Raw genomic sequence first — 25,794 nt, forward strand, 5'->3', positions numbered from 1 at the left:
CGGCTTTAGATTAGCCCCAGCTGTTGCTTTAAGGCTGCTGGCATATTAATAGTTATGTATAACCCTTGTGTATTTTCCCAATTTGTATATTCATCCCAAAAAATATTTTCCAGGTTAGCGTGGCTGAGGTTAGCACCGTTGAGGTCTGCCATACTGAGGTTAGCGCCGCTGAGGTCTGCGCCGCTAAGGTCTAGATGGCTAAGGTATGCACGGCTGAGGTTAGCATCGCTGAGGTTAGCGCCACCGAAACCTGCACGGCTAAGGTTAGCGTCGCTGAGGTTAGCGTCGCTGAGGTTAGCGCGACTGAGATTAGCATCGCTAAGGTTAGTACGGCTCAAGTTAGCATCGCTGAGGTTAGCATCGCTGAGATTAGCATAGCTGAGGTTAGCGCGGCTAAAGTCTGCCTGACTGAGGTTAGCGTGGCTGAGGACTACTCCTCTAAGGTATGCGTCACTCAGGTTAGCGTGGCTGAGGAATTGCCCGACTATACTAGTAAAATTTCTCAGTTGAAGGCCATCACTATAATTAATACTTAGCAGGAGTTGGTCTGCTATAGAAAAAAGCCCCTTGGGCTGACCAGATGGATAGAAGGTAATTTGTTTTTTGAGATCGTCTCGGTTTTGGGCATAGCGGTGCAACTCCAAGAGCAAAATCATCACATTCAAGCCAGCATAAATATCTACCTGACGCTGACTGAGTTCTCGAATTCCGAACTTATGCAACTGTCGCAGCTTTTTCTGGGGCAAAGTCTCTTCAGCAGAGTCAATGAATTTCCCTTGACACCAATGATGGTAAAAATTTTCTAAACGTTTAAATGACTGTTCCCAAGGAAAATCTGGAATTTCAGTTAGCAACCCCATCAGATATTCTACTATTTCTGGCGTGAGTCCACCAAAACCAAGTAAATCATAAATTTGCCAATTCATCTGAGCTTCAGAAGTTATCAGTTGTTTTCTGCCTTCTTCTAAATACTCTTGTGTCCAGACTTTTAGGCGCGATTTTAGGCGTTCGGCAAACAGAAATTCACTAAAACTTTGATGAAAAAACTCAATGTTATCCTCTTTATCACCAGAAGTAATGTAAAAATTAGCCCAAGCTGTTTTTAGAGGTTCCTTACCCAATTTACCTTTAGCTTTTTTAATTAGAGCTTTTGCGGTTTCGTCTTCTTCTAAACGCGCCTCTAACATTGAAATTAAAGCATTATCTCTTGATTGCACAACACACACAGCAGCTTCTATAAGGAGACGCTTGAAATCTTCAGGTTTGTATTTCGTTAACTCAGACTTTAAATTATTACTATTGCTTTCATAGGGCTGTGCCAATAACCATTCCAAAGCTTCTTGGTAAATTATGGTTTTGGCTGTTTGATGAGTTGCTTGCTCTAACCGATCGATTACTAATTTACCATCTCGATACATAGCTGCTAACAAATAAAGTAAGAGCGGTTCTTGAGCTAATTTCTGCACTTGTGATGGACATTCTTCGCTTTGCAAAAATTGCCCTAAGGTTGCGTTCCTGGGATTAATTTGCACCGCTTCCCACTTACTAAACCATTTCTGTTGGAGTTGTCCATCCATTTCCACAATTTCCATACGCTCTAAATTGCTAGGCAATTGATGGATACCTTTTAAAGACATCGACTTACTAGTAATTAACACTCGATGTCCCATTTCGCCGTATTTACATTGTTGTTGAAATTTAGCTACTTGTTTGATAAATGATTCTAGATTGAGGTTAGCTCTAGCCTCGAAATGTAATTCATCAAGCCCATCTAAAATAAACAAAAAACGAATGTTCTTATTTGTTAACCAGTTATTATCAACTTGAATATAACCAAGTTTAATCTCTGTTTCTAAAGTTTTTTCTAAGCGTGATTCAATTGAGTCTATATCCCCTAAACGAATCAGTATTGGTATCCATGTGGGATACAAATGCTTTCGTACCCAATCAGCAAACATTCTACAAAAGACACTTTTACCACTTCCAGACTTCCCTTGGATAAACATCACCTGCTCTAACTGTTCTTGTTTTAAGAGAATTGTTTTAGCCCATGTTTCTAAATCTAGGGGTTCTGTTGTTTTATCTATAGGCTTGGCTTTAAGAGGTACGTAAATATCTTTAAACGAGAAGGGTTCATTAAAAATATGTTCTAAAGGTTTGGTAGCAATATGAGTTTTCAAATATTCATCAATACTTTTAATTTGTTGCTGTTCTTTTTGCCAGTCTAACAAAGAAGGTTTAATTACATTTTTGATAGCATCACCTAATTCTAGCCAAGCTTGAATCATGTAACGGTGAGTATTCCAAGCTACTCGTTTCGTTAAAAGATTGGCATTAGTTTTAGGAATTTTTGCTAACAACAAGCGAACTAACAATACTTGGTTGAAAGCCTTCGCTAATTCTGATTCATGAAAACAGGCGATCGCATTACTAGCAGTTTGATAATCTAATTCAATCTCATTGAGTTTTTGTAGTTGTTTTGTTACTGCCTTCTGAATATTGGCATTATCATCCCAGTTAACAGATGGGTATATAGATAAAATTTCTTTGGCACTTTCCAAATAAGCAGCTTGACTAACTATAAATACACAGTCTTCTAAAGTAGGGTCTTGCTTAGTTATTGCGCGAGAAAACTTTACCAAGGCAATTCCCATAGGCAAAAATGGCAAACCCGCACCTAATACCTGCGTCAACGGCGAACACAATACATCTAATAATGAAGACGAATTTCGTAATAGATACTTTAAGGCTTCGACACTAGCACCTTGTTTTTTAACGGTTTGAGCTGCTGCCAAAACTGCTTTGCCTGCATCAACTGCTATGTTCGGCGGACTCTCCTCTACTGAGAAGGATGTTCTCAACTGCTGCCAGACTTCCAATAAGCGCCTTTTCATTCGCCTAAACTCGTATAATTACTGTTTATTTAGAGCCTAGCGTAAAATTTATGATTCAGGGAGAGAGGGTGAGAGGCAAAGAGAAGTTGCGTGCAGAGAGAAGTTGTTAGGAGGGTTTCCTTCCAAGCAAACTTCGGGGAGGGTTTCGCTCCGCAGGCAACTAGCGTTAGCGATAAAGGAGCGTCATCCGAAGGGGGAGGCGAAGAAAAAACTTTCCATGCCCCCGTGTCCTTACCCCACTTCCCAGTCCCCATCTCAACTCAACCCTAACTGCTGCTTTAACGCTTCTGGCACATTAACTGCCGTCTCTAACCCCTTTACATTTTCCCACTGCTGCTTTTCACCCCAGGTCATCTCTTCTAAGTTGGCATCGCTGAGGTCTGCACCGCTGAGAATGGCGTAACTCAGGTTGGTGTGGCTGAGATCCGCACCATTGAGAATTGCGCCGGTGAGGTTGCTACCACTGAGGTTGGCACTGCTGAGGTTTGAGTAGCTAAGGTCGGTACCGAAGAGTATGGCATCGGTGAGGTCTGCACCGCTGAGAATGGCATCATTGAGAATTACCCCACTCAGGTCAGCATCATTAAGAATTACACCACTCAGGTCTACGCCACTCAAGTCAGCACCTAAGAACATTGCACCATTAAGTTTGGCGTAGTTTAGCTTGGCACCGTTGAGTTTGGCATAGCTGAGGTCTGCGGCCATCAGAATAGCGTCACTCAGGTTAGTACTAAAGAGAATAGTGTCGCTAAGGTTAGTACCGTTGAGGATGGCTTGACAGAGATTAGCACCGCTAAGGTCGGCGCGGCAAAGGTCGGCATAACTCAGGTTGATACTACTGAGATTGGCATCACTCAGGTTGGCACCGAAGAGGATAGCGTGGCTAAGGTTGGCGCGGCTGAGGTCGCTGTCTTTGAGGTTGGCGCTACTGAGGTTGGTATGGCTGAGATCGGCATCTTGAAAATTGGCGCTACAGAGGTCAGCACTGCTGAAGTCTGCACGGTGGAGGTTAGCGCTACTCAAGTTAGCACCACTAAAGTTAGCACTGCTGAGGTCGGCACTACTGAGGTTGGCACCACTAAAGTTAGCGCTGCTGAGGTTGGCATCGCCGAAGTTTACCCCAGTTAGATGAGCGTTGCTAAAGTTGGCACCAGTCAGATTAGCATCTCCAAGGTATGCACCACTGAGATTAGCACCGCTGAAATTGACTCCAGTTAGGTTGGCATCACCAAGGTAAGCACCGCTGAAGTTGCAACCTTTCAGAAATTCCCCGACTATATTACTAAAATTACCGATTTCAATGGCATCACTGTAATTGATAATCCGCAGCAGTTGGGAGGTAAAAAAGTTATCTGTATCTGGTTTAGTAGATGGATAGAAGGTAATTTGTTGCTGAAGCTCGCCTTGCTCTTGGGCGTAGCGGTGTAACTCTAAAAGTAAAATTAGTACGTTAAGTCCTGTATATATATCTACTTGTCTCAGCCCGATCGCAATATTTTGTGCTAACATTGCCATCATCTTTTTTTGAGGCAAGTTGTCACTTGGTGCAGCATCAATAAATTCCCCCCGACACCAGCGAGTATAAAAATCTTCTAGACGCTGGAAAAGTTCTACTGGACGAAATGTTTTTTCTTGTGGGAGCAAGTTCATCACTTGTTCGACAAGTTCTGGTGTTAGCGCACCGTTGCCCAGTACATCGTAAATCTCTTCATGCAGTTGGCGATCGCCAACTCGAAATGAAAATCCGCAGCTACTCACAGAGTGTTGAGATGAACAAGTTACAGCATTTTCCTTTGAAAGCAACTGCGGTGCTGTGGGAGGGGTTCCCGACTCAGGCGGCGACTGTGTTACTACAAAGCTTTTCTCAAATACTAGGGGTTCTTGTTCGCTGTACTGCAAAGCAGAACTTTTACTGCGAAGCAGAACTCGTAGACGCGCTATGCGCGGCTTGCCATAGGCTAGGGTAGAATAAGCGTTTCCGTAGAGACCCGAAGGGCGGCTTTTCGTGGAGTAAGGTAGAGTACCTGAAGAATTTCTTGTAGAGTAGGGTGTGACAGATGGCTGACTTATGTTAGAACTGCAACAATCATCTAGTTTTGTCCATTCTTCTAAGCTTTTTTGCAGTTTTTTGGGCGATAAACCTTCATTAACAAAGTCTATTTTGTCTAAAGAAAAAAATGTTTCTGTTTCTAGAGGCGTTTTCTCTGCTTTGTCTTGTGACCATACATCTCTCAGATAATTTTTCAAAAGCTGCCAAACTTGAGATAATTGTGACATTTTTGTATCCGTTATTACTTAATGGATGTTGTGTGAATTTATGTTTGCTCAGTGAGATTTTAGATACTAAACAAGAAATTACAAAGTATAAACTAATATATGTATCGTGATTTCAAAATCTGTTGCCAAAAGCTAAGCTCCTGGCTTGTAGTGCTTTTTGTCTAAATAAAATTGAGTTTTAGCTTAAAGATTTATTCCTTTTCCAGGAAAATCAGTTATTGTAGATTATTTTAACGAGACTATGTATTTTTCTCCTCCAGCATCTCAATCGATCTGATTGTCAAAATAATACGTACTGTTTGCTACAGACGCAATTATTAGGAAAAATACTACATTAAAACAGCACAATCAAACAGGAAAATGGCAATTAAAACTAAATTGAAAAATTAGTCGCTTGATATCAGGTGGCTACTTCAAGAAGGCAGGAAAAGCACAGAGCAGAGGGAGATTAACTACTAACTCCTGTACAGACGCGTAGACGCTCGTAAGAGCGGCTTCTCGTAAGAGTATAATCGTGTCTCTACTCAGCACTCTCTCAAATTAGAAGACTGTAATACTCACAAACTTGATTTTGTTATCTGTTATTACTGTCTAGTTATCTCTGCTGTGCTGTAATAGGAGGATCTTCAGTTTTGCCGCATTGGATGAGGTAAATATACTTTACTTTGCAAAAGTTAAAAATTAACTAGTAGTTATCAGGGATAGGTTAAATGAATAGAGTAACTTTTTATGTAATTTTGTTGCACAGTTTGTTTTTAGGAATAGCAAATGTTAGTGCTGAATCGCTACCTAGGAATGGGGCGAATATAACTTTGCACGCCAATCAGAAAGCAGATAGAGTTTTGCAGGTTAAGAAGACAAAAGAAGACAGAATTGAGACACCCACGCAGCAGGGATTAAAAGTAGTAGAGAATGCTGCCATCAAAACTGTGTCAGGATCGCAGTCGCATCTCAAACAGTCTCAGTCTCTTGAAAAAATACCTCAAAAAGTGTGGGTAATTAATCAAAATAAACAAGTACAGCAACAACCTTTCACTTGGATAGTTAAAGATTCAAAAAAAGCAGGGCAGCAACCATTCTTAAAAGCTGAAAAAACCCCAGATAAGCCAGAAGAAAAACCGAAGCCAAGTAATAAACCACCAAAAAAGGATAATTTAGAAGACTTTGATGAAGTAATTAAAGATACAGTAAAAACGGGGGGATTATTCACTCTTTATCGTAATAAAGAAAAGAATAAAATTTATTTAGAAATTAAACCAGAGCAACTGAATAAAAATTACTTAGCAACAGCAACGCTGGAATCGGGCATTGGCGAACGGGGTATTTACAGCGGTATGCCCTTGCAAGACTTTTTGTTTTATTTGGAACGGGTGGATAACAATTTGCACTTTGTTGTCCGTAATGTTAACTTTCGCACTCGTGAAGGAGATCCGCAAGCGCGATCGCTCGCTCGGTCATTTAGTGATTCTGTCCTCTACAACATTGGCATCAAAAGCATTCATCCCCAACGTAAAACAATTTTGATCGACTTGGGTGACTTGCTGCTGACAGATTTGGCTGGATTATCTTTGAGTTTAGGTGTTTCCGCAGGCACAGACCAGTCCTATTTTGGTAATGCTAAAGCCTTTCCCCAAAACATAGAAATTGAGTCAGTTTTGAACTTCTCCAGTAGTGGTAGCGGCCGCGAGAGTGAAATACCAAGTTTTGCGGTTTTACCTGACAGTCGCGGCTTCACCTTGCGGGTTCACTACAGCCTCTCCCAACTTCCAGAAAAAAATTACCGTCCGCGTTTTGCTGACGAACGTGTAGGTTATTTCATCACTGCCTACCAAGACTTAACTAAAGATGACAAGGGCGATGCCTTTGTTCGCTACATTAATCGCTGGAATTTAGAAAAACAAGACCCCAAAGCAGCAATTTCTCCACCTAAAAAACCAATTGTCTTCTGGATTGATAATGCCGTACCCTTCGAGTACCGCGATGCCATTAAAGAAGGGGTACTGATGTGGAACAAAGCCTTTCTCAAAGCTGGATTCAAGGATGCAATTGAAGTGCGCCAAATGCCGGATAATGCCACTTGGGATCCAGCAGATATTCGCTACAACACAATTCGTTGGATTAACACAGTAGATGGTTATTTTGCCATGGGGCCATCTCGCGTTAACCCGTTAACTGGAGAAATTCTGGACGCAGATATTCTAGTAGATGCCAGCTTTGTACGAGCGCTCAAGAGTGAGTATCGCAACATCGTACAACCCAACCAATTACCAACCCGCACTTCCTTATCGGCATTGATGCAAAATCGTCTGCTTTGCGCTAATGGTTTAGGAGCCAAAGGCAACAGTATGCCCCAAGAACAAGGGCAAAAACGGTTATTTCCCCGTTTATCTAAAATGGCAGGTGAGTACGATTTGTGCTACGGGATAGAAGCTGCTAATCAGTTTGCTTTTGGTTCTTTAGCGATGGGCCTTTTACAAGATGGCACAACCAGCCAAGAACAGGTAAAAGAGTATATCCATCAATATTTACGTTTAATTATTGCTCACGAAGTCGGACATACCCTTGGTTTACGGCATAACTTTCGTGGTAGTACCTTACTACAACCAGAGGAGATGAACAACACAGATCTTACCCACGCCAAAGGTCTAACTGCTTCAGTGATGGACTACATTCCGCCGAACATTGCACCTCAAGGTACAAAGCAAGGAGATTATTTTCCCAGAATGGTTGGCCTATACGATGAATGGGCTATTCAGTACGGTTACACACCAACACAGGCAGCAACACCTATAGCTGAAAAGCCAATATTGCAGGAGATTGCCAACCAATCTTACAAGCCTGAGTATAGTTATTCCACTGACGAGGATGTGTATGACCTCGACCCAACTGCTGATGCTTGGGACAACAGTAGCAATGTATTACTTTATTCACAATGGCAGTTAGATAATTCGCGTGTAATGTGGGAACGTCTCAATAAACCTTTCCCAATGGCGGATGAAAGTTACAGCGATTTGAGCGGACGCTTCAACACAGTTCTAGGTAACTATTTTCAGCAAATATACTACACTACTAAATACATTGGCGGACAGTCTTTTTACCGAGTTCAGCCTGAGGAAACCTCATCTGCCAAGTCAACCACTGAGAATGCTTATGGTGTACGCCAACAGCGATTACCCTTTGAACCAGTGCCCATTGAAGAACAACGGCAAGCATTAAAGATTCTGCAAAAGTATGTGTTTGCAGAAGATGCTTTGACATTCTCACCAGAACTACTGAATAAATTAGCACCTTCCCGCTGGCGGCATTGGGGTAGTTATCCACGTGTTGGTCGTTTGGATTATCCAATTCATGACTTAATATTGTTTATGCAGAGTTCGGTGTTGCGAGATTTACTCTCAGCCGATCGCCTCTCCCGTCTCACAGATATCGAACTCAAAACTCAAACAGGACAATCACTGTCCATACCAGAACTGTTTGATACTTTGCAGTCAGGAATCTGGACGGAAGTGCTACAACCAAAAGGCGACTCGCTGAAGATTACAAGCCTGCGACGCAACCTACAACGGGAATACCTAGACATCTTGGCTAGTATGGTCTTACGGAAAGAATACGTACCAGAAGATGCTCGAACTATAGCTTGGTATAAAATTAGACAACTTGATGATAAGCTCAAGGAGGTAAACTCCAAAGATGAGTACACCGAAGCGCATTTACTAGAAACACGCGATCGCATCGAAAAAATCTTAAATGCGCCGTTGCAAGGGAATTAGTAGGAGGGCAGGAGAGCAGAGGGGCAGAGGTGCAGAGGGGCAGGGGAAATAAATTCTCCCTTGTCTCCTTATCCCCATTTCTAATGAACGCAATATTGAATCTGGGTTGCCAGACTGGCATCTGTAGCCTTATTTTGGAGAATTGGTCTTATACCAATTTGTAATTAAGAAAATCAGATTTTACTACTGGCAAATTATTCATGCAATCGAAAATCTTACCTCCACCCCTTCAAGCTGGTGACTTACTACGAGTAATTGCCCCTAGTGGGGCTTTGCGAGAATTTGAGATGTTGGGGCAGAGTGTAGAAATTTGGCGATCGCGTGGCTATCAAGTAGAAATCACGTCAAACATAGATGATGGTTGGGGATATTTAGCTGGAAAAGACGAAAACCGCAGCCAACAACTAGCAGCAGCTTGGCAAGATCCCGATTGTCGCGGTATCCTCTGTGCCAGAGGTGGGTTCGGCAGTACCCGCATCTTGGAAAATTGGCATTGGCAGACATCAACGCTTCCAAAATGGCTGATTGGTTTTTCAGACATCACTGCTTTGTTATGGAGTCTTTACACAGTGGGGATTTCTAGCGTTCATGCTCCCGTGCTGACGACTCTAGCAGATGAACCAGATTGGTCATTGCAGCGATTATTCGATTTGGTGGAAGGTCGCCCTCTCGCTCCTCTCAAAGGTTGTGGTTGGGGTGGTGGCATTGCTACTGGCATTTTGCTACCAGGTAATCTGACGGTGGCAACTCATCTTTTAGCTACACCCATACAACCAAATTTAGATGGTGTAATTCTGGCCTTGGAAGATGTCACAGAAGCACCCTACCGCATTGACCGAATGCTGACGCAGTGGCGTTTAAGTGGAAGTTTGTCCAAAATTCGTGGTATTGCCTTGGGAAGCTTTACTCGGTGCGAACCACCAGCAAACATCCCTAGCTTTAGTGTCGAAGAAGTACTGCGCGATCGCTTGGGTGATTTGGGTATCCCTATTGTCTCTGACCTACCTTTTGGTCACAATATCCCTAATGCCGCCTTACCAGTGGGGGTGCAAGTAACATTAGATGCAGATCGGGGAATATTGGATATCTAGCTTGAAAATGGGGCATTGGGGAGGCAAGCAGGGTAAAGGCGCAAGTAAACCAACCAATCAAAATCAATGAAAAGCTTACGCCATATTCATTTTTAATTTTGAATTCCCTGATTGTGTGATTTTTCACATGGGTGTCTAGTATTGAAAAGGTTGAATAGTTCTGAATGATTATTGAAAAAAAGTAACTTATTGAATATTAAAAACCTGCCAAACTCTAGCGACTTGGCAGGTTTTTTCGGTTAATAGAAATAAAAAATATTAGTTAACATGATACGCCGTTATCACTATTTTCTTGTCTGGACTATATACAGACTCAACTCTTGAATATTCGTTATGAATCCACCATACTTTTACTCTATTAGACTGTGCAGGTGCGCTACCTGAGATTGAATACCCTGCCTGAGTCTATTTGAGTCGAGAACCGTACAATTAAAAGCTGTTAGTCCCTGTATTTGATGTCTGTTTAGGGTCATAGCTACCCTGATAAGTCGTAAAAATTCTATATCCTGGTAATACTAGAGCAATTCCAGTGTAACTGTGAATTTTACCGGGATATTTATAGGGAATATCATCTGGTACGCTTCCACCAATGCGAAAACTAAAACCAAGTAGCCATATATATAAACCAGGTAGTCGTAAATCCATGCTATATGCAATAGCTCTCATTGCCTCATTTTCTTTGAAAGAAGCAGAATTTCTGGCTATAGCAAATTTTTTGAAGATATTTTTCAGGTTTGTGGTTTCTAACATAGTCTTAATTTCAATCCCCAATAGGGATTTAATAAGTTTCAAACGTTTCATTCCCTATGAGGGATAAGGTGTTTTGCAACTCTTTTTACTATTTAACATATATAGTTATATTAGTTCAGATTTCAATCCCTATAAGGGATAATGTGTTTTGCATTTACCATCAGCCAAAAATTAGCGATCGCCCTTGACCGGAATCCAAGTGTCTCGCTGTTGCTATTCAATATTTCTGGACTGGCTCATGACCACATTCATCAAGCTGTCTACTAGGCGATCGCGTGATAAAGATATGAGTTCTTTTCCATACAGAATTTCCTGGACAATCACATAGGATACTAGCGAACCAAAAAAAATGTGAGCCATTGCTTCTGGGTCGTTAATTCCTAATTCTGGATGAGATGCGAAATACTGGCTCAGTATTTGCCGACCTCGCTGCACAACGGTTTGGGTATAAAGTTTGGCTAGCTCAGGAAAATTTTGTGACTCACTGATAATCAAACGCAACAACGCCAAATAATCGGGATTATCAGCAACTTTAGTTAAATAAATTTCGGCAACTTGACGCAACAAAATCGCTGGTTCACCGTGCAATTTTTCTACACAAAAAATGCTTTGAAAACAAGCGAGCGTCAACCGTTCTATCAACGCTTTAAATAACCCTTCTTTATCTTGAAAGTGACTGTATATTGTTTGCTTCGACACTCCAGCTTCCGCACTGACGCGATCCATACTAGTTCTAGCGTAACCCTCCTTCAAAAATACCCGTATAGCTCCTTGCAAGATTTGCTCCTGCTTTTGAGCGATCGCAGGTAAAGGATTTTCTATTTGGGAAGTAGGGGTTTTAGGCATGAAAAGTAAATTTTTTGACGTATATCTTGCTTTATCATACTATACAGTCTAGTATGATGACAAATTCCCAATTACGAATTCAGAGTTCTTTTCTACAAAATATTTTTCCCAATCCAGGGTGCTACCATGACTCAGACTGTCCCGCCATCCCCGGAAAATCTTCAAGATACTCCAATACCCAAGCAGCAGCGCCGCAAGAAACCGATTCTTTTACTGATAGGGGGGTTGCTGGTGGTCTGTGGTATTGGCTACGCTCTATGGCGCAGTCAACCGCGAGGGGCAGTGAATATACTCCAAGTCAGTGGACGGATTGAGGGTTACGAAACCGAGATTGGGGTAAAGCGTTCCGGCAGAATTGAGTCAATTGCCGTGCGGGAAGGGGCAGCGGTGAAAAAGGGGCAAGAGTTAATTAAGTTAGACAACACAGACGACCAACTCCTGCAAGACCAATTGCATGGTGCTGAAGCCAGAGTTGCATCGGCTCAATCAGATGAACAGCAGGCAATTTCAGATGTCGAGCGAGTCACAAGAGAAATTCAGGAAATCACCAGCCAAATTAACGAAGCCAAGCTGAATTTGCAGCAATCCCAAGGTGATACCGAAGGAAGAATTGAGCAGGCACAATCAAATGTCGCAGCAGCCAGAGCCACATTAGTGCAAGCACAAGCGCAAGTTAAGCAGGCAGTAGCAGAGGTTAATTTAGCAAAAATCAACCGCGATCGCTATGCCCAATTGGTCAAAGAAGGGGCGATTAATCAACAACAATTCGACCAAGCACAAACTACTCTTGACACAGCAGTAGCCACCCTAGAAGCACGACAAGCAGCAGTTAATGCCGAACGCCAACAGTTAAGTGCTGTGTCAGGGGCGTTAACTCAAGTCAAAACCACAGGTTTCAATCCTGGCATTCGTAACGCCCAGTTAACAGCATTAGTCAGAAAGCAGCAGCAAAGTTATGCTCAACTGAAATCTGCACAGGCAAAAGTCAAATCTGCCCGTGCCAAAGTCAAAGATGCCCAAGCATCAAAGCAGCAAATCCTTACTCAGATTGCAGACTCCAAAAAAGATTTAAATGTAGTTAGTCCCTTAGATGGAGTGGTGACTGCTCGTAGTGTCGAACCGGGTGCAGTAGTTAGCAGTCAGACTAATATTTTGACAATTGTTGACCCCAAAACAGTCTATTTTAGAGGTTTTATTCCTGAAGGCGATATTGGCAAAGTCCGCCTAGGACAAACAACGAAAATCTCGATCGATTCTGCGCCAGACAAACCACTAGAAGGTAAAGTAATTGCCATCGACCCGCAAGCTTCATTTACACCAGAGAATATTTACTTTCAAAAAGATAGAGTCAGACAAGTAGTAGGAATTCGGATCGAAGTTCAAAACCCTGATAGCTGCTTTAACCCCGAAAATCCCTATACTGCATCAGATTTACCCTGCGCCAAGATGGGGATGCCAGCAGATGCCGAAATCAGTTTGAAAGCAGAGGGCAGGAGGCAGGAGGCAGGAGGCAGAAGGGAATGAAACAGCAATTCACAACTTTCCCTCCAAACTTACCGCAATCATCTAGTCTGCTAACTACAGCAATTCAAGTTCATGGCTTGCACAAGCATTATGGAAACTTAGCTGCTGTGCGGGGAATTGATTTCGGCGTTCAGAAAGGTGAAATGTTTGGATTAATCGGCCCCGATGGTGCGGGGAAAACTAGCACCTTTCACATTTTGGGCGGTGTGATGGAAGCAACGGCGGGGGAGGTGCAAATATTTAATCAACCGGCACGAGATGCCCGATTAATCACCGGTTATCTCACTCAACAGTTTTCGTTGTATTTGGATTTGAGTATTGATGAAAACTTGCGTTATGCAGCAGGGCTGCGGCAAGTAGCAGACGATTTGTTAAGGGAACGCCGCAATAAATATTTAAAATTAATGAATTTGGAGCGATTTGGCGATCGCTTGGCAGGACAACTTTCTGGGGGAATGAAACAAAAGCTGGCGCTGTGTTGTGCTTTGGTTTCGCAACCAGAAGTTTTGTTACTAGATGAACCTACCACTGGTGTCGATCCAGTTTCCCGAAGGGAATTTTGGGATGTGCTAGCAGAATTGTCAGCGGAGGGGATGACAATTGTAGTCGCCACACCATACCTAGACGAAGCCGAACGCTGTCACCGCGTGGCTTTAATGTACAGCGGGCAAATTCATGAAATTGGCACACCCGCCGACTTACGAGCTAACTTGGGCTTGCATCGTTTAGAAGTGCGGACAGCAAACCTGGAAGCTACAGAAGAAATACTTTCCCAGACTGACCAGACAAATATAGTAGATGTGCAAATTTTTGGCGATCGCTTGGATGTCCTCGTTCAAGATATAAATACTGGTGAAACCGCAGTCCGGGAATTACTGCAACAACATCAGTTAGCATCTCCCAATATCGAGTATGGCGAACCCACATTAGAAAACGTCTTTGTCACGCGCCTGCGACAACAAGGTTCCGCACCGCAATTTTTCCCATTTCCCCGTTCTCGGAAGAGGGGACATAGGGACATGGGGACACGGGGACGCGAAGAAGGGAGGACAGATATTTTCTCCGCGTCCCCCCGTCTCACCGTCTCTGCGTCTTCACTAGCCATATATGCTCACAGCCTCAGCCGCATCTTTGGTAAATTTCAAGCCGTGAAAGATGTCAACGTCGAAGTACGCTACGGCGAAATCTTTGGGTTGCTAGGTGCTAACGGTGCGGGAAAAACCACCACAATTAAAATGCTGTGCGGGTTGCTAGAAGCCAGCGGCGGGGAAATTTCTTTGGGTGGTGAAACCGGAAATCTGCGTAGTGCAGACTTACGGCGACGCATAGGTTACATGAGTCAAAAATTCACCCTCTACGACGATTTAACCATTCTGCAAAATCTAGAATTTTATAGCGGAGTTTACGGTGTACCCCGCAAACTCCAACGCGAAAAAATTGATTGGGTAATTGCTACTTGTGGTTTAGAAGGACAAGCAAATATGATTACCGGACAGCTACCAGGAGGTTGGAAGCAACGAGTAGCTTTCGGTGCTTCCGTGATGCACGAACCAGATATTTTATTTTTGGATGAACCAACATCAGGGGTAGATCCCTTAGCGCGTCGCCAGTTTTGGAAGCTGATTAATGACTTTGCCCGCAACGGTACAGCTATTTTAGTGACAACGCACTATCTAGAAGAAGCTGAACAATGCAACCGCATGAGTTTTATGGTTGCAGGGGAAACCGTCGCCGAAGGTTCGCCTAGTTCTATCAAAGCCTCACAACCAGGACAATTAATAGAAATTATCGTCAATCAAAATCAAGTTGCTTCCAAGTTACTCAAACAACACTTTGAATCGTGGCGCGTCTCGATTTTTGCTGATAGTTTACACATTGTCCTCGACAATCCCGAACAACAAATAAATCAATTAACTCAACTTTTAAAAGCTAATCAAATTACCATCAATTCTCTGCGTCCCATTCCCTTTTCTTTAGAAGATGCTTTTATTGGCATAGTACAGCGATCGCAAAATTAGGAGGGTAGGAGACGCGATTAATCGCGTCTGTTAAGAAAAATTTTGCTCAATACCCAAGCACCAGTACCCAATCCTTATACCAATTCGTAATTCGTAATTCGTAATTCGTAATTAAGAAAGTCCCATTTAGTCTAGGTTTCTGGGTTTGGATCTGTATCATTATTTTTGGGAAATGGTATTAGCACCTATGAAACGAATTCTTGCTCAATGTGTGAAAGAAATAGCCCAGTTTCGCCGCGATCGCCTGACGCTAGCACTAGCATTTTTGTTACCATTCATTACCCTAGTAATTTTTGGTTTTGCTATTAGATTGGAGAGTAAAGATATTCCTCTAATAGTACAAGATTTTAACCGCACAAACCTAAGTAGTAGCTATATTGAAAGGCTGTATGCCACTAATCAGTTTGTGCCTAAACAATGGTCTGGTGGCAATCCGACACGCGATGCAATAGATAAGGGAATTGCAAAAGCCGCTGTAATTATTCCACCTGAATTTAGCCGGGATATTCAAGCAGGTAGAAGTACAAATGTGCAAGTATTAATCGATGCGACTGATGTTAACAATGCCCGTATAATTAGAAATAGTATTCAAAGAGTCACAAACTTTTTCATGCAGGAGCATGGACTGCTACCCGCTACTAATAGTATTACAGCACGAATGCGTTTATGGTTTAATCCTGGTAGATTGGAATCGCTGTATATTGTGCCAGGAACATATGGCGTTGTACTATGGATTTTTCCTTCATTGCTGTCGGCGATCGCAATGGTACGGGAAAAAGAAAAAGGTACAATTTTACAAGTCTACACTTCTAGTATTAGTGCCACTGAACTATTACTTGGTAAAGGATTAGCATACCTATTAATTGCCATCGCTGAGACATTAGTAGTTATGGGATTAGGCTCAATTATTTTCCAAGTTGGCATAGTTGGCAACCCTATAACATTACTAATTGGCACTTTACTATTTCTGACAGATAGCGTTCTCTTTGGTTTACTGTTAGGAGTCCGTAGCAGTAACCAAAATGCTGCTGTACAAGGCGTTTCCCTCGTAGGTTTTATTACATCCTTATTACTCTCAGGTTTTATTTATCCCCTCAACAATATTCCTTTTCCCTTATCACTAGCACCTAACGTAATTCCAGCGCGCTATTACATTGATATTACCCGTGATGCCTTCGTGCGCGGTACGGGATTTGCCGGGGTTTGGTTTGATTTAGTCATGCTTGCAGTCTTGGGATTATTATTTTTCAACGTATCGCGTCGAGTTTTGAGCAGAATGCAATTACCAAATTAATTCTGTATTCTCTGCATCTCTATGATTTGATAAAAATTAACTTTATGAAACTGATTCAGCGATTATTTGATAGTCCATTTTGGGCATTAGTGCGGAAAGAAATTAATCAAATATTACGTAATAAGCAGTTAATTGTTTTACTAATTGTCCCGCCAACAGTACAACTATTACTTTACGGATTCATTCTTAATCCCGACGTTCATAACTTACGATTAGGTATCATCGACTATGCCAACGTCAGCGCTAGTCGGGAGTTAGTTTCAGCCATGACATCAAATCGAATTTTCACTTTAGAATCTGTACCAAATAGTGAAAAAGTATTGAGTCGTCAGGTAGAAGAAGGCAAGCTAGATGTTGGAGTCATTATTCCTCCCGATTTCCCGCGTCAACTGGCACAAAAATCCGCAGAAATTCAAGTATTTATCGATGCAGTAAATGCCAATACAGCCGGGATTGCAGGAAATTATATGAATCAAATTGTTCAGCAATATAATCTGCAATTAACCCAAGGTCAAGCAAGTCCCCCAATCTCACCTGAAGTTGTGTTTCTTTACAACCCTGGACTAACGAGTAGCTGGTTTTTTGTACCAGGAGTTATGGGTTTAGTTTTAACATTAATTGGCACATTAGTATCAGCAATTACTGTTGTTAGAGAAAAAGATACAGGAACTTTAGAACAATTATTAATGACTCCGGCTGCTAACTGGGAAATATTGTTGTCAAAAATTGTACCCTTAGCATTTTTATTAATGGGAGATGTTTTACTAGCTATAACTTTAGCAACAATAGTATTTCATGTACCATTTCGAGGTAGTTTTCTGCTATTTTTTAGCTTATCAAGTATGTACTTATTTGTGGGGATTAGCTTGGGTATTATGTTAGCGACTGTGAGTAGTTCCCAACAGCAAGTTGTACTCACATCTTTCTTTATTAATTTACCAATGGTGCAAACTTCTGGGGCGATCGCACCTATTGAAGCCATGCCTCCCTTGTTTCAAGCCCTATCCTTACTCAATCCTCTGCGTCATTACATTGCGATCGTTCGAGGTATTTTGCTCAAAGGTGTTGGGTTAGATGTACTGTGGATTAATGTTTTGGCGTTAGTTGCCTTTGCTGTTGTGTTATTAACTATTAGTATTAATAAGTTTCGCAGTCAGTTAAGTTAAAGTTTTACTGGGTACATTTTCCAAAATTTCGCAGGGGTCAAAGCCCCTTCTATAATTTTTACGAGTGAAAACCTAGTTCCCAATCTCTAATCCCCCCGAAGTTCGCTTGGAGGGAGACCCTCCTGGCGACTTCTCTGCGCAGCGCTGTCTCACCAGTCCCTTTTAGTTCCATTTCCGGTAGCAACGAGCTGTAATGTGGTAAGGGTGAAAAATTTCTAAAAAGTTGCTCTGAATTGTTTGGAAGAAGGTGTTTACTACTTGAGGGTCATCTATGTGAAAGGGATGCTCTTGATTAAAACCTTTAAAGAAATGCCAGTTGAGAATTATTTTACCTTCAGGTTTGAGAATTTGATGGAATTGCAGTAGTTGCTGAGCGGGATCTGGCAAATGTTCTAAAACGTCAAAGGAAACGATTGTATCAAAAGTCTCTTTTGGAGGTATTTCCTGACAAAAAATAATTTTGTTGCTTAGCCCTATTTGTTCGGCTCGGTAACGAACAAAATCATGACTAATAGGATTAATATCACAATAGATTACTTGTTCAACTTGAGGGCAAAGAGCAGCAGCAATCGTATGAGTTCCAATCCCACCACCAAAATCTAACACCTGACCTTGAGCACAATCCACAATCAATCGCAGCGTATCTTCAATATAGTCATAACTTCCTAAATGCCAAGCTCCCAACTCAAATAAATAAAGCTCTCCTACTTTGTCCCGATAAAAATCTGCTGCTGTTTCCCAATGAAAATCTTTCTGACCTAAGTTAGTCAGTTTTTGCTGGCCACTTTCTAATTTTAGATCTAGTGTTTTTGAATCTAAATGCAAAAAATCCTGTAGATGTTGCTTTAAGTTAAATGAATCTTTCCAAGAACTGCTTAAGAAAGAAGGAACTGATATCTTGGTCATTAAATTGATTTAATCTATTTTTATCTGTGAAATTACCATATATCAACTATAAATTCAAGATTTTATATAAAAGATTCTAAATATGACTTTCCCTTTCAAGGTGGATAAAAATCCCACAAAAATTGCCTAATTATACCTGAGTTAGGGTTAACAACCTTGTTTTTCATGTTACGACGGGGTTTGGCAAAAAATTGAATGCTGAAGTCTTCTAAAAGTTGAGCAGCAAGTTTGTGAGAAACATAGCCGCGATCGGCAAAAATTTTCCCAAAAAGCTCACTCAATAAATCTGGAACGGGTTGGCGGTCATCAATATTACCAGGGGTAAGAGTCACATTTAAGAGTTGACCCAGTTCATTGACAACAATATGAAGCCTTAAAATACTAAGAAAAATACATTATTTTGATCGCGTAGTATCTCGCACAGAAGGAGCGTCACCCGTTCGCCGTCAGGCGTTCTCGAAGAGTAGGGTAGGTCTTTCCACAGGGTAGCAAGTAGCGTGCGATTGGCGTTCAACAGTCAACAATAAAAATGTCTTTCCTTTACATACATCCCTATACCTATTTTCAAGATAGTAAGAGCGGGAGCATTCGCAACGATGAGGGCAAAACTCATAAACTAACTTGATTCATAATGAATACAGGTGTTATCTTCGCTTTAGCTATGTATTTAACTTGGTTAGACAGCAATAGTTGGCTGATTGAAATCGGCAACCAAAGGATACTACTTGACCCTTGGCTAGTTGGTTCTTTAATTTTTGGCAATGCGGATTGGTTCTTCAAAGGTTCCAGACCTCAAGAACGTCCAATACCGGAGAATATCGATTTAATTTTGCTGTCTCAAGGTTTGGAAGACCATGCTCACCCACCAACACTCAAGCAGCTTGACCATAAAATTAAGGTTGTAGCTTCTCCAAATGCAGCAAAAGTAGTGCAAGGATTGGGTTACACCTCTGTAACATCCCTAGCTCATGGTGAAAGTTTCACTTTAAATAATCGAGTAGAAATTAAGGCTTTTCCTGGGTCGCAAATTGGCCCTACTCTCGTAGAAAATGGTTATTTGTTCAAAGAGTTAGAAACTGGTTTAACACTCTATTATGAGCCTCACGGCTATCATTCTCCACAACTGAAACAGTTTGCACCAATAGACGTAATAATTACGCCAATTATGGATATGGGATTACCGTTGCTGGGGCCGATTCTGAAAGGAACGAACAGTGCATTGGAAGTAGCAAAGTGGTTACAACCACAAGTAATGCTCTCCACAGCGGCTGGAGGAGATGTGATTTTTGAAGGATTGCTAACAAAGTTCTTAAAGACTGGGGGAAGTTTTGAAGAGTTTCGTTCTTTGTTAGAAAAGAATAATCTTTCTACACAATTAATTGAACCATTACCAGGCGATCGCTTTGAACTACGCTTAGAAAAGCGAGCATTAACAATTTAAATTCTCGTAAGCGTCATTTGTCAGTTTTTATTCCCTATCTCACCCCTGCCCCTCTGCCCCTCTGCTCCCCTGCTCCCCTCCTCACAGAAGGTTCTGGTTTTTTGTTTTCACTCGCTGATATAACTCTTCCATCGTTTCAATAAAGGAATTATCTTTTTGCCAAAAAGCGGGGAAATCTCCCTGCTTCTTAATCAGAATTGCCGATACACCGCTTTGAGTTGAAACTTCGATAGTTTGTGGTAATCGCTTTGTACCTAACCAAAATTCCCTAGCAGTTGGCTTTTGGTCAACAGAGCTTTTCTCTAGTTTCGTATAAAATGATGTAGAAACTTCTAAAGTAATTTCTTTAGCATTTAATTCCTCAGAAAGTGCTTTACCTAATGGTGAATTAGCTAGTTTGCTCTGTAGTTCTGCTTTCGATAATCCTCGAAGTTCAAATAACAGAAACGGATTATTATCCAATTGGGAAGCAACTAGATAATAAACTCCAGCAATGTGTTTACAAGGATTGGCATAATCTGGGCAAGAACATTGTGTTTTAAAGTCTTTGTTACTGTGAGGTAATAGGTGTAATCCCAAGTCAGAAAAAGAATCTTCAATGTTTTCTGGCACTTCGTTGAGTAGCAGACGGGAAACAATGCTGGCTTTAGATGAAAGCTTTTGAATAACTTCATTCCAATTTGTTTTAGCAATAGGTTTAATTTCAATTGCTATATTGTAAGTTGGTTCTTTATACACTCCGAAGTAAGGATTAATTGAGCCTTTAACTTTAGCGGTGATTTTATTTTGTTCAATTTCAAAGCTTTTGACTTTACCACCACGCGCATAGGAGCGTCCTCGTTGGAGTCGGCCGTCATCGGTGAAGGCTTCTAATGCTTGAATAAAGCGATCGCCCCACCAAGTTCGACTAAATTTAGCCATAATAATTTACTCCAAAATTGCACTCTTATTTAATGAAATCAATTGTTTAAAAGCTTCATTATCCAATTCTGTGAGCCAAGATTCATCACTATCAACTACAGTAGCAGAGAGTTTTTTCTTATCTTCAATCATTTGGTCAATTCTTTCTTCTAGAGTACCAATAGCCACAAATTTATGCACAAATACATTCTTTTTCTGACCAATCCGAAAAGCGCGATCTGTTGCTTGGTCTTCAACTGCTGGGTTCCACCAGCGGTCAAAGTGGAAGACGTGATTAGCTTTAGTCAAGGTAATACCCACGCCCCCAGCTTTTAGAGAAAGGATAAACACAGATGGTTCTGTATCGGGGTCTTGAAATTCCGCAATCATCTGTTCTCGACGTTGGCGATTTGTACCACCATGTAGATAGTAAGTATTACAATGTAAACTATGCTTGATATGCTTTTCAATGTTTTCGCAAACTTCCGTAAATTGGCTGAATATTAATAGACTTTCACCTTCAGCAACTGCTTCTTCTACCATTTCGGCTAAACGACTAAGTTTGTGCGATCGCTCTGTCGAAAAATCGCTATTATCTTGCAAAAATTGGGCTGGATGATTACAAATCTGCTTCAATTTCATCAAGGTTGACAAAATCATTCCTTTGCGTTGAATGCCTTCAGCCTCTTGCAATTTTTCTTCGACATCTTTCACCACTACTTCGTAAAGTGATGCCTGTTCTTTTGTCAAGTTAGTGTAGAGTTTTTGTTCAACTTTATCTGGTAAATCGTTGATAATGGATTGGTCAGTTTTGACTCGTCGCAAAATTAGAGGTTCAACTAACTTCTTCAGGGTGGTTGATTTTACTCGGTCATTGTCTTTTTGAATTGGAACCTCAAAGGACTTGCGAAACTGTGCTTCTTTACCCAAGTAACCAGGATTGAGAAAATTAAAAATTGACCATAAATCCAGCAAGCGGTTTTCTACAGGAGTTCCTGTTAATGCTAATCGGTGTTTTGCCGAGAGTTTGAGAATAGCTTTAGTTTGGGCAGCTTTGGGATTTTTAATATTTTGGGCTTCATCGACAACAAGGCGTTGCCACTCAACACCATTGAATAACTTCTCATCCTTGCGAGCCAGCGTAAAGGAGGTAATCACCACATCGTATTGTAGACAGGTGGCTTTAAAATCTGCGGGATTTTGCAAGCGATCGCTACCATGATGCACCATAGTTTTTAAATGAGGCGCAAACTTAGCAATTTCCTTCTGCCAATTGCCCACAACAGAAGTAGGTGCAATCAACAGCGTTGGTAAGAGGGATAAGGGGGATGAGGTAGTTAATTTATCTCCCCCTGCCTCCCCTGCTCCCCCTGCTTCATAGAACTCCTTCTCCTGCACGAGTCGGGCAATTACCTGCACAGATTTACCCAAACCCATATCATCTGCCAGACAGCCATTTAATCCCAACCCTTCTAAATATTGCAACCAAGAAACACCACGTTTCTGGTACTCTCGCAAATTGCCTTGCAGATTTAGCTCCTCTGAAATTGGCTCAAGGCGACTTTTGTCTTGAAGCTTTGCCATCATCTCTGCCAAGACTTCATCATGTTCAATTTCCCATTCTTCTCCAACTTCAGCACTGCGTTGCAGAAACTCCAGCAGATTCATCTCTGGTTGCTTATCGCCGTGAGATTGCCAGAATTCGAGTAACTGCTGCATTTTATCCCGATCTAGTTCCATCCACTGACCGCGAAAATGCACTAAGGGAGCCTTAGCATTAATGAGTTGTTCCCATTCCTGTCGGGTGACAACTTGCTCGCCAATTGCCAACTCATATTGATACTGTACCAGCGAGTCTAGACCGAAATAGCTTTTTGATTCGCCCTTAGTAGGAGCTTGTTTGGGACTTGATGCTTTGAGGCGAATTTTAGCACGCCGCCGACCAGCAGGAGTATACCAAGCAGGCACAATCACCTTAAAGCCTGCATCTTCCAACAGCCAAGCACTTTCTTGGAGGAAGTCAAACGCTTCTTCTAAGGTAAGTTGCATTCCTGTAGGTTTATCTGTTTCCAATCCCTGCCACAATTTAGGATACATCCGTGCCGCGTAACCCAGATTCAGCAGCAAATTAGTTTCAAAGTCTTTGCCAAACTGCTTGTGTACGCCAGCTTTAGTTTTTTGATTCATAATCCAGTAATCAGCTAAAGACTGCTTCAGCGAAGGGTCTTGTTTGCTGGCTATCAGAAACTGCATTTGCCAATTTTCTATCTCTTCAGCAGCAGGGGAATACAATTGAAAGCAGAGATAAAAAGTAGAATTAGCTTGGCTACGCGTAATTTTGGTTTTCCAGTCTAGCCATTGCTGATATTCTGCCAAAGCAGTTTTTGTTGTCAGTGGGTTATGGCGATGGGGATAAAGGCAGTAGGAAACGAGAGAATCTGCAATTTGTTTGTCAAAGGCAGCTGTAGAAGGTGTGTGTGTAACTAAATCGTAGATTACAGACTCCGAAAAATGACGCAACAATCTTTCTTTGTCAAAAAACTCAATACTGCCGCTAGATATTGCAGCACCTGAGACACAAATCAGCGGTATGTAGTCAACATATTTTTGAATATTAGCTTCGTATTGTTCAGAAAGAATTTCCCAAGTTCCGTAGATTTCAAATGGCTGCAAAGTCTCTTGCTTGGTTTTTTTCTTAGTTTTCGCAGTTTCTAACTGCCGATATTTCAGTGCGGGAATATATTGATCTTTGAGAATTACTGGTTTAAAGGCTTGAGTGTAGTGATACCAAAATAATAAATCCGAACCAAGTTGCAGTTCTCTGATATTGTATAGTGCTAAAAAATGGATGTCATTCAAGAGTTTAATGATATTCTTGGCAGATACTATTTCATAGCAATCCACTTGCCAATATTGAAACTCCTCATAGTCTTCAGGAATTTCGGCTTCTAGATATTTGATTAACTCTGGTGAGGGTAGGGGTTGATTATTAGCAGTTGGTAGGGCAAAGTATTTTGGAGAAATGCGTTGGCTTAATTGAGCAACTGGTTCTTTGATTCCTAACTCCTGCACTAAAAAAGTAACTAATTCATCCTTTGCCAGATGTCCGGGATGAGTTTGTTGGCGCTTAGAGCGACTTTTTTTAAGTACAGGGGTTTCTACCCACAAATAAAAAGCCCCCGACTGAATAAAGTCAGTTTCTGCGTTTGGTATCCAAGTGCCATGAAGGATTTGCATAGTTGCGATGCCTCCGGACTGTATAGAAATTCTGGCGGTTTAGAATTACTTTACCAAAGTCAGGCATTGCATAAATGATGATGTAATCATCAAATCGTAGAACCTACATTACGCAGGTCAGTTTGAAAATCTTGGTATTTTTCATAAACATCCTCTAACAAGGGTTTCAGGTATTGAACTTGTATTCTATGCTCTGCGATGTCTGACGACAAGCCGCAAAGCGTCTACGCTACATAACATTTCATCAATTTAGGTTAAATCGATAAAATTAGTGAATTCGCTACTTACAAGCGCTATTTAAACTCCATAAGATGAGAATCGAAACAAACTCACTATTTCACCTGGAGTTACCAATGAATAAACAACTTACTACTAACGTTTTAGCTATTATCGTTAGCGTGGTTGGAACATGTTCCGTTATTACACCTGCTTCAGCTGGTTTGACAACTGCAATAAAAGGAATAACAAAAACTGAAGTCCCAAAAATAACAGAAAGTGTAACTCAAACCACTGCTATTGCTGAAGTAGGACAAGGCGTTACAGCTGCTGTCCAAGAGACAACTCATACCACCGTTGGCCAAGTGGCAGGAGTTGCAACTGATTCTACAACAACTGCACAAGTACAAGACCCCAGTCAAGTTCAACTACCGTCCTTGGATGACCTAACAAAGATTGTTCAAACAACTGGTGAGGCTACGGTTGGAATTCAAATCGACCAGCAGAGTACTCAAGTTGATGCAAAAGCCGACCTAGGAGTAGAAATAGCGAATTTCGCCGAAGTTGGTATCTGTTTAGATGCTAATGCAACCCTAGGAATTGTTAATCAAGGTAGTTCGGCTAATTGTTCTGAAGCAGTTAATACTTCACCCGAACCGATTGAAACTCCACCTGTTGTTATACAAATTCCACCCGATACAGATGAAAATAACTCCGTTCCCGAACCTGCAACTCTCGGAGGACTTGCTTTGTTAGGAGTTTACTTTATTTCCCGCCGTCGTCAAGTCTCTTAATACGCGTTACTGTAAAAAGGAAATCGAAAAACTTGCTTTAACAGCTTGCATTCATAAAATGTAAAATGTTAGTTATTTTAAATGCTATGGTTCGGAATAATTTGCCTTGGCAAGGGACTCCCGATTTCCAATCATTCTTGTTGAGATATGATGAGCAGGGTTACGCCGCTCGGTGGCAGAGTGCAATGGTGAGTGATGCTGCTGCCACAAACGCCGCTGTCGCTCGAATGTGGTTCCAGACAGTCCAGTTGGCAAGGTAGCTAGTCCATAACTTTGCGCCTTCAGTGCTGCTCGACTCGACCTTCGCCAGCGCTTCGTTCAGCGGCACGTTGAACGCGATTGTCACGCCTAATGTACCGACGAGATAGAGCAGGCTGCCGACGAGCAAGTAGGCGACACCGGGTTGATGCCACTTTAACAGTGAGAATACTAAAACAAGGATACAAACTGCGCCTGTTCCAAGAAATGCTGTCATAAACAATGGATTAATCGCTGTGATATTGATAGATTGCATGGCGGCAATGCCCTGCATCGGCTGAAGTCGGCCAAGGGCATTCATCACGAAGGCTGAGAAGGCGAAGAAGACCCCAGCCATCAGCCCGCAGCCCAGTGCTGCGAAAAGCTTTAATGCAAAAAGCGAGTCGTCAAAATTTACCATATAAACCTCTTG

The 25,794-nt window shown here is 41.7% G+C and carries 17 protein-coding genes; 8 read left to right on the plus strand and 9 right to left on the minus strand.

Translation table 11 applies throughout. The features are described from left to right. Window positions 1-5: 5 nt before the first annotated feature. Together RMY31_RS15120 and RMY31_RS15125 are read right to left on the minus strand one after the other, a co-directional pair. Complete coding sequence (locus tag RMY31_RS15120; protein ID WP_322662148.1) at window positions 6-2,894, minus strand: pentapeptide repeat-containing protein; 2,889 nt, start codon at window positions 2,892-2,894, stop codon at window positions 6-8. A 255-nt stretch (window positions 2,895-3,149) separates the two neighbouring features. After that, the gene (locus RMY31_RS15125) at window positions 3,150-5,171 is read right to left on the minus strand and encodes a pentapeptide repeat-containing protein (protein WP_322662151.1); all 2,022 of its coding nucleotides are present in this window, start codon (window positions 5,169-5,171) and stop codon (window positions 3,150-3,152) included. A gap of 710 nt (window positions 5,172-5,881) precedes the next feature. Here RMY31_RS15125 and RMY31_RS15130 point away from each other — a divergent pair. Continuing rightward, window positions 5,882-8,941 (plus strand): zinc-dependent metalloprotease, encoded by a 3,060-nt coding sequence (locus RMY31_RS15130; RefSeq protein WP_322662153.1) that lies wholly within the window; start codon window positions 5,882-5,884, stop codon window positions 8,939-8,941. A gap of 200 nt (window positions 8,942-9,141) precedes the next feature. Beyond that, window positions 9,142-10,032, plus strand: a complete 891-nt coding sequence (locus RMY31_RS15135) for an LD-carboxypeptidase (protein WP_322662155.1) — start codon at window positions 9,142-9,144, stop codon at window positions 10,030-10,032. 429 nt (window positions 10,033-10,461) lie between these two features. Here RMY31_RS15135 and RMY31_RS15140 read toward each other — a convergent pair whose 3' ends face one another. Together RMY31_RS15140 and RMY31_RS15145 are read right to left on the minus strand one after the other, a co-directional pair. Beyond that, window positions 10,462-10,782, minus strand: coding sequence for a hypothetical protein (locus RMY31_RS15140; protein WP_322662157.1), 321 nt, complete (start codon window positions 10,780-10,782; stop codon window positions 10,462-10,464). 213 nt (window positions 10,783-10,995) lie between these two features. Then, complete coding sequence (locus tag RMY31_RS15145) at window positions 10,996-11,628, minus strand: TetR/AcrR family transcriptional regulator (protein WP_322662159.1); 633 nt, start codon at window positions 11,626-11,628, stop codon at window positions 10,996-10,998. 126 nt (window positions 11,629-11,754) lie between these two features. Between RMY31_RS15145 and RMY31_RS15150 the strand changes: the two genes are divergently transcribed. The 4 genes from RMY31_RS15150 (at window position 11,755) to RMY31_RS15165 (ending at window position 17,630) form a co-directional block, all read left to right on the plus strand. Continuing rightward, the gene (locus RMY31_RS15150) at window positions 11,755-13,152 is read left to right on the plus strand and encodes an HlyD family secretion protein (RefSeq protein ID WP_322662162.1); all 1,398 of its coding nucleotides are present in this window, start codon (window positions 11,755-11,757) and stop codon (window positions 13,150-13,152) included. Continuing rightward, on the plus strand, window positions 13,149-15,170 hold the full coding sequence (locus RMY31_RS15155; RefSeq protein ID WP_322662164.1) for an ATP-binding cassette domain-containing protein: 2,022 nt from the start codon (window positions 13,149-13,151) through the stop codon (window positions 15,168-15,170). Before RMY31_RS15150 ends, RMY31_RS15155 begins: the two co-directional genes overlap by 4 nt. 187 nt (window positions 15,171-15,357) lie before the next feature. Beyond that, window positions 15,358-16,464, plus strand: coding sequence for an ABC transporter permease (locus RMY31_RS15160; RefSeq protein ID WP_322662166.1), 1,107 nt, complete (start codon window positions 15,358-15,360; stop codon window positions 16,462-16,464). A gap of 44 nt (window positions 16,465-16,508) precedes the next feature. Continuing rightward, entirely contained in the window at window positions 16,509-17,630 is a 1,122-nt protein-coding gene (locus RMY31_RS15165; RefSeq protein ID WP_322662168.1) for an ABC transporter permease, read from the plus strand. A gap of 162 nt (window positions 17,631-17,792) precedes the next feature. On the opposite strand, the gene RMY31_RS15170 is transcribed toward RMY31_RS15165, so the two are convergent. Continuing rightward, window positions 17,793-18,536 carry a class I SAM-dependent methyltransferase gene (locus tag RMY31_RS15170; protein ID WP_322662170.1) on the minus strand — a complete coding sequence of 248 codons (744 nt, stop codon included), beginning with the start codon at window positions 18,534-18,536 and terminating at the stop codon, window positions 17,793-17,795. A gap of 95 nt (window positions 18,537-18,631) precedes the next feature. After that, window positions 18,632-18,928, minus strand: a complete 297-nt coding sequence (locus tag RMY31_RS15175; protein ID WP_322662233.1) for a transposase — start codon at window positions 18,926-18,928, stop codon at window positions 18,632-18,634. A gap of 269 nt (window positions 18,929-19,197) precedes the next feature. Here RMY31_RS15175 and RMY31_RS15180 point away from each other — a divergent pair, with 269 nt between their 5' ends. Next, window positions 19,198-19,977 (plus strand): MBL fold metallo-hydrolase, encoded by a 780-nt coding sequence (locus RMY31_RS15180; protein WP_322662236.1) that lies wholly within the window; start codon window positions 19,198-19,200, stop codon window positions 19,975-19,977. 81 nt (window positions 19,978-20,058) lie between these two features. On the opposite strand, the gene RMY31_RS15185 is transcribed toward RMY31_RS15180, so the two are convergent. Both RMY31_RS15185 and RMY31_RS15190 read right to left on the minus strand, forming a co-directional pair. After that, window positions 20,059-20,898 (minus strand): SWIM zinc finger family protein, encoded by an 840-nt coding sequence (locus RMY31_RS15185; protein WP_322662172.1) that lies wholly within the window; start codon window positions 20,896-20,898, stop codon window positions 20,059-20,061. Between the two features lie 6 nt (window positions 20,899-20,904). Then, window positions 20,905-24,114, minus strand: coding sequence for a DEAD/DEAH box helicase (locus tag RMY31_RS15190; RefSeq protein WP_322662175.1), 3,210 nt, complete (start codon window positions 24,112-24,114; stop codon window positions 20,905-20,907). 353 nt (window positions 24,115-24,467) lie between these two features. Between RMY31_RS15190 and RMY31_RS15195 the strand changes: the two genes are divergently transcribed. Then, a complete protein-coding gene (locus RMY31_RS15195; protein WP_322662177.1) occupies window positions 24,468-25,124 on the plus strand; it encodes a PEP-CTERM sorting domain-containing protein in 657 nt (218 codons plus the stop codon). Between the two features lie 160 nt (window positions 25,125-25,284). Here the strand turns inward: RMY31_RS15195 and RMY31_RS15200 are convergent, their stop codons facing one another. After that, window positions 25,285-25,782, minus strand: coding sequence for a DUF1772 domain-containing protein (locus RMY31_RS15200; RefSeq protein WP_322662179.1), 498 nt, complete (start codon window positions 25,780-25,782; stop codon window positions 25,285-25,287). Window positions 25,783-25,794: the final 12 nt, after the last annotated feature.

The sequence above is a fragment of the Dendronalium sp. ChiSLP03b genome, from assembly GCF_034531165.2.
Lineage (GTDB): Bacteria > Cyanobacteriota > Cyanobacteriia > Cyanobacteriales > Nostocaceae > Dendronalium > Dendronalium minutum.

Coding starts and splice junctions, on each gene's coding strand:
- RMY31_RS15145 (WP_322662159.1), bottom strand. CDS start 11,628: ATGCCTAAAACCCCTACTTCCCAAATAGAAAATCCTTTACCTGCGATC.
- RMY31_RS15160 (WP_322662166.1), top strand. CDS start 15,358: ATGAAACGAATTCTTGCTCAATGTGTGAAAGAAATAGCCCAGTTTCGC.
- RMY31_RS15170 (WP_322662170.1), bottom strand. CDS start 18,536: ATGACCAAGATATCAGTTCCTTCTTTCTTAAGCAGTTCTTGGAAAGAT.
- RMY31_RS15120 (WP_322662148.1), bottom strand. CDS start 2,894: ATGAAAAGGCGCTTATTGGAAGTCTGGCAGCAGTTGAGAACATCCTTC.
- RMY31_RS15135 (WP_322662155.1), top strand. CDS start 9,142: ATGCAATCGAAAATCTTACCTCCACCCCTTCAAGCTGGTGACTTACTA.
- RMY31_RS15150 (WP_322662162.1), top strand. CDS start 11,755: ATGACTCAGACTGTCCCGCCATCCCCGGAAAATCTTCAAGATACTCCA.
- RMY31_RS15130 (WP_322662153.1), top strand. CDS start 5,882: ATGAATAGAGTAACTTTTTATGTAATTTTGTTGCACAGTTTGTTTTTA.
- RMY31_RS15155 (WP_322662164.1), top strand. CDS start 13,149: ATGAAACAGCAATTCACAACTTTCCCTCCAAACTTACCGCAATCATCT.
- RMY31_RS15195 (WP_322662177.1), top strand. CDS start 24,468: ATGAATAAACAACTTACTACTAACGTTTTAGCTATTATCGTTAGCGTG.
- RMY31_RS15125 (WP_322662151.1), bottom strand. CDS start 5,171: ATGTCACAATTATCTCAAGTTTGGCAGCTTTTGAAAAATTATCTGAGA.
- RMY31_RS15165 (WP_322662168.1), top strand. CDS start 16,509: ATGAAACTGATTCAGCGATTATTTGATAGTCCATTTTGGGCATTAGTG.
- RMY31_RS15200 (WP_322662179.1), bottom strand. CDS start 25,782: ATGGTAAATTTTGACGACTCGCTTTTTGCATTAAAGCTTTTCGCAGCA.
- RMY31_RS15185 (WP_322662172.1), bottom strand. CDS start 20,898: ATGGCTAAATTTAGTCGAACTTGGTGGGGCGATCGCTTTATTCAAGCA.
- RMY31_RS15140 (WP_322662157.1), bottom strand. CDS start 10,782: ATGTTAGAAACCACAAACCTGAAAAATATCTTCAAAAAATTTGCTATA.
- RMY31_RS15180 (WP_322662236.1), top strand. CDS start 19,198: ATGTATTTAACTTGGTTAGACAGCAATAGTTGGCTGATTGAAATCGGC.
- RMY31_RS15190 (WP_322662175.1), bottom strand. CDS start 24,114: ATGCAAATCCTTCATGGCACTTGGATACCAAACGCAGAAACTGACTTT.